We start from the raw sequence: 3,777 nt of genomic DNA, 5'->3' as shown, positions 1-3,777 counted from the left end.
CTGTTTGTGGGTTACGCCCAGTACGCGCTGGGTAATAACTTAGCGCAAAGGTACCAAAGCCATTAATTTGAACTTGATCGCCCTCAGAAAGCGATTTAGTAATGACTTTTTGCAAGCTTGAAAGTGCCGCTTGAGAATCTTTTTTTGTTAATTCACTTTTGTGTGCAATGGCAGCAACGAGTTCTGCTTTATTCATTTTAGGCTCCTAAATACACGCCAAATCAGTGTTGGTTAAGCGTGGGAATATGATGATATGAAAAATACCAAACCAAATTGGTAATAAAGCCACGCAGGCTAAGGGTTACAGGGCAACAAGTCAACCTTGTAGTTGCTAAGCTTTATGTGGTAAAAAGCCTTTGACTCTTTTTTGTATAATTTAGGTAGTATATGCACGCATTAATTGAATACATTCCACTCATACTGTTTTTTGCAGTGTTTAAACTCGTCGATATTTATTGGGCTACCGGTTTATTGATGGCCACTACGCTTATTCAGGTTGCTTATAGCTACTTTAAACATGGCAATGTACCTACTCGTCATTGGATATTTTTTGGCATTGCTGCCGTGTTTGGTACGCTAACGCTGGTACTTCATGATGAGCAATACATTAAATGGAAAGCAACACTGATATATGCAGGTTTAAGTTTAACGTTACTTGTTAGCCGTTATGTACTTAATAAAAATCTCGTTAAAAAAGCGCTTAGCTCAATCCTCGAAAACGCTAATGATACAAAGCAAGCCATTGTTGTCCCAGAACCGTTATGGGATAAGCTTAATTTAATGTGGGTTGTAATTACTGCTGGCATCGCAGCACTAAACATTTATATTGCATATAATTTTTCGCTCGACTTTTGGGTTAACTTTAAAGTGTTTGGTTTAATGGGTATTACTTTTGTAAGCATTTTTGCCACCATTATTGCCTTGTACAAATATCTCCCTGATGAAGAGGAAACAGCAAAGTAAGCCCCCTCGTCATAAAAGTGTCGTCTTAGCTTGTTAGCTTATTAAAAAAAGCAAGTTGAGACGACCTTGAACGCTAATCAATACCGCTGGTTTGAATTTACCCTCATTTTTATATTGCTGCCCTTGTTGGGTTTTGGATTACGCGAGCATTTAGCTAATTGGCTTATCCCTGCGCTTATTATACTTATGAGTGTGTGTTGTATGTTGCTACTAGGCGATCCCCATTTTAAACGGTTTAGACTCACAAGCCTTGGGCAATTTTCTGCTGTTAAAAGGCGTGTGTTTAGCTTCTTTTTTTTAGGTGCGCTGTTCTCAGGCATGTTTTACGGGATTATTCATCAAGGCAACTGGTTTACCCTTCCCCGTAACTCGTTTAATGATTGGCTTTTACTGCTGGTGCTGTATCCAATACTGTCGGTTATTCCTCAAGAATTAATATTCCGAACGTATTTTTTTCATCGTTATAAACGCATCATGCCAAAAAAAGCAGTGCGTATTGTAGTCAGTGCGAGTGTATTTGCGTTGGCGCATATAGTGTATGCAAATTGGATTGCAGTAGCCTTAGCCTTTTTGGGCGGTTTACTGTTTGCGTATACCTACGCACAAAGCCGCTCAACGGTCGTGTGTGTTATTGAACACAGCTTATGGGGGCTATGGATGTTTACACTCGGGATTGGCAGCTACCTCGATTCAGGCGCATTTAACTAATATAACAAACATTAAAAAATCCGATACTAGAAAACTAATACCGGATTTCGAATAGTTATAAAAACACTTCACTCATCGCAAAAAGCGCTGAGCTGTAAGGCATATGCTGAGTTTTTAATTATTTAATCTAATGGTTAAAATAACGACTCAAACTCACCATTTGGAAACAAAACACCAGGAATACCACGTACCGCAGTAACATCAGCTAGTTTAGTATCACCAAAATATAAACCGCCACTGTAATTACGGCCCTTTTGCTTTACATCTAACCAACGTCCATTTTCGCCTTTCGCTATTAGATTAATGTTGCCACTAACATCACGAATACGTAAATCTAACGCGCGATTTTGTATGCTAACAAATATATCTGTAGAGGTAAGTTCTGATAGGTTTTCCACATCGCCTACGTACGCAAATTTAAAATCGCTTGCACCACTCAATGGAAAATCTAATTCAAAAGTAAATGCTAAATCGTCATTATCTTCACCAACAAAAGGCGAAGCCTCTACTGCTGTGATATGAAATGCAGTGTTTTGAATGTCGCTTACGTAATCACCATTAAAATCAAAAGTATATAACGTGGTTGACTCCTCACCTAGTGAATTAACAAAACGGTTTAAATTTACTGATAAATCACCTTCGAGTTTACCCGCTGCTTTATTGATAATTACGTTGGTGGTTACCTGTGTAATACCCGTATCGGCTTCTGGGTTTAATTCACTTTGAGCATCTATGCCATCAAACTCAATCAGCAACTCACTTACATCCACACTTAATACCGTAGTACCATTTGTGACCGTTGCGCTCATTACACCTTCGATTTTATTACCTAATACACCACTTACTCTGAAAGTTGGAATTGATAAATCAATGGTTATAGGTAACTCATCATATGTGCCAGTAATAGCCCAAGTATAAGGTGATTGGTTGTAATCAATATCTAAATCACGAAGCTTATATTGCCCTGATGGTGTAGAGCCATCAGCTAGTGGTGAATAATTTGTGATAACTTCGTTTAAAGCATTACTAAGTGCATCAAGGGTTCTTTGTGTATCTTCATCAAACGCACCTTCAAGCTCAGTAAATTTTGCGTCTAATTCATCTGAATAGCTTTTTTCTTGAAGTCTTGCAACACCAATTATATTTCGCGTATCAACAAGTAACTCTCTTGAGTCTAAGCTTTGCACTTCTGCTGAGCGAGCCTGCCAATTTGCAAATGTAGTTACACTTGCAATCGTTTGCTTAACTTGACCAGCTACATTTTTCAGCAAAGCATTACCTTGGTCGCTAAATAAGTTGTCTGTAACATACTGCGCTGCTAAGTCGCTGTAATCTTGCCAAGCTTGCTGGTCAGTCTCCAAGTTAGTAAATGCATTAAAAGCACTTTCAACACTAAACGAACTATCAGCAACACCAGCTAAAATTGCCGCGTAGGTGAAGGCATTTGTCACCATTTCTGCTTCAACACTTGCATTTAAATTACTGTGCGTTAAATGATAAAAAGGCGTGGCTGATAAACTCGCCTGTGTAGCACTAAAGCCTTCTTCTGTAATTGCTTTACTCAATGGCGATAAATAAACCTTATTTACACCCGGTGCACTAAATGCATCCGCTTTGTAATTAAGGGTAACGGTTGTCAATTCTTGGTAGTCAATTAACCGGTTTGCGTTTAAGTCATTTACATCACCACGCACAGTTCTGCCACACCCTGTAAATCGCGGACAAGGTAGAGCTGTATCGCTAGGTATAAACTCAAAACTATTAAAAGTAAGTGGAGTTACACTTACACTCGCAGTATTGATGTTTTCGACTTCAATTGATTCTTGCACCACCCCATCGCTATCTAAAACATTAAGCGTGCCCTGTGGTGATTGCCAATTAGATACATAAAAACTCACAGAAGAAGATGTAGCAATTTCACTCACTGCAACAGATTCTGAACTGTCACTGTCTGATGAAGAGCCACAACCTGCCAATGCAATAGCGACCCCTAAAGGTATAATTTGTTTTAACATCTTCATTCCTTAAAACTTAATGTTCACGTACCAATTCACATTCGCATAATAGGCTTTATCTAAATCTAGGCTATCAGTTTGTAAATTAAGA

Annotated in this window: 4 protein-coding genes; 2 read left to right on the top strand and 2 right to left on the bottom strand. The window is 38.7% G+C overall.

Annotated features, from left to right (window positions below; genetic code table 11):
• The coding region (locus H5072_RS14115) for an HU family DNA-binding protein (RefSeq protein ID WP_182693879.1) at positions 1-196 on the bottom strand (196 nt) is incomplete at its 3' end.
• 191 nt (positions 197-387) lie between these two features.
• On the opposite strand from H5072_RS14115, the gene H5072_RS14110 reads away from it, so the two are divergent.
• Together H5072_RS14110 and H5072_RS14105 are read left to right on the top strand one after the other, a co-directional pair.
• Positions 388-963 carry an inner membrane-spanning protein YciB gene (locus H5072_RS14110; RefSeq protein ID WP_033028426.1) on the top strand — a complete coding sequence of 192 codons (576 nt, stop codon included), beginning with the start codon at positions 388-390 and terminating at the stop codon, positions 961-963.
• A 66-nt stretch (positions 964-1,029) separates the two neighbouring features.
• Entirely contained in the window at positions 1,030-1,671 is a 642-nt protein-coding gene (locus H5072_RS14105) for a CPBP family intramembrane glutamic endopeptidase (RefSeq protein ID WP_002961594.1), read from the top strand.
• Positions 1,672-1,805: 134 nt separating this feature from the next.
• Here H5072_RS14105 and H5072_RS14100 read toward each other — a convergent pair whose 3' ends face one another.
• Positions 1,806-3,686, bottom strand: a complete 1,881-nt coding sequence (locus H5072_RS14100; RefSeq protein ID WP_182693878.1) for a hypothetical protein — start codon at positions 3,684-3,686, stop codon at positions 1,806-1,808.
• Positions 3,687-3,777: the final 91 nt, after the last annotated feature.

Source organism: Pseudoalteromonas sp. SR45-5 (genome assembly GCF_014163565.1).
Classification (GTDB): domain Bacteria; phylum Pseudomonadota; class Gammaproteobacteria; order Enterobacterales; family Alteromonadaceae; genus Pseudoalteromonas; species Pseudoalteromonas distincta.
Note: the sequence above shows the minus strand (reverse complement) of the source record. Positions and strands in the feature narration are given on the sequence as shown.

Bases quoted from the DNA above. Each gene is read 5' to 3' on its own strand.
- H5072_RS14110 (WP_033028426.1), top strand. From the start codon at position 388: ATGCACGCATTAATTGAATACATTCCACTCATACTGTTTTTTGCAGTG.
- H5072_RS14100 (WP_182693878.1), bottom strand. From the start codon at position 3,686: ATGTTAAAACAAATTATACCTTTAGGGGTCGCTATTGCATTGGCAGGT.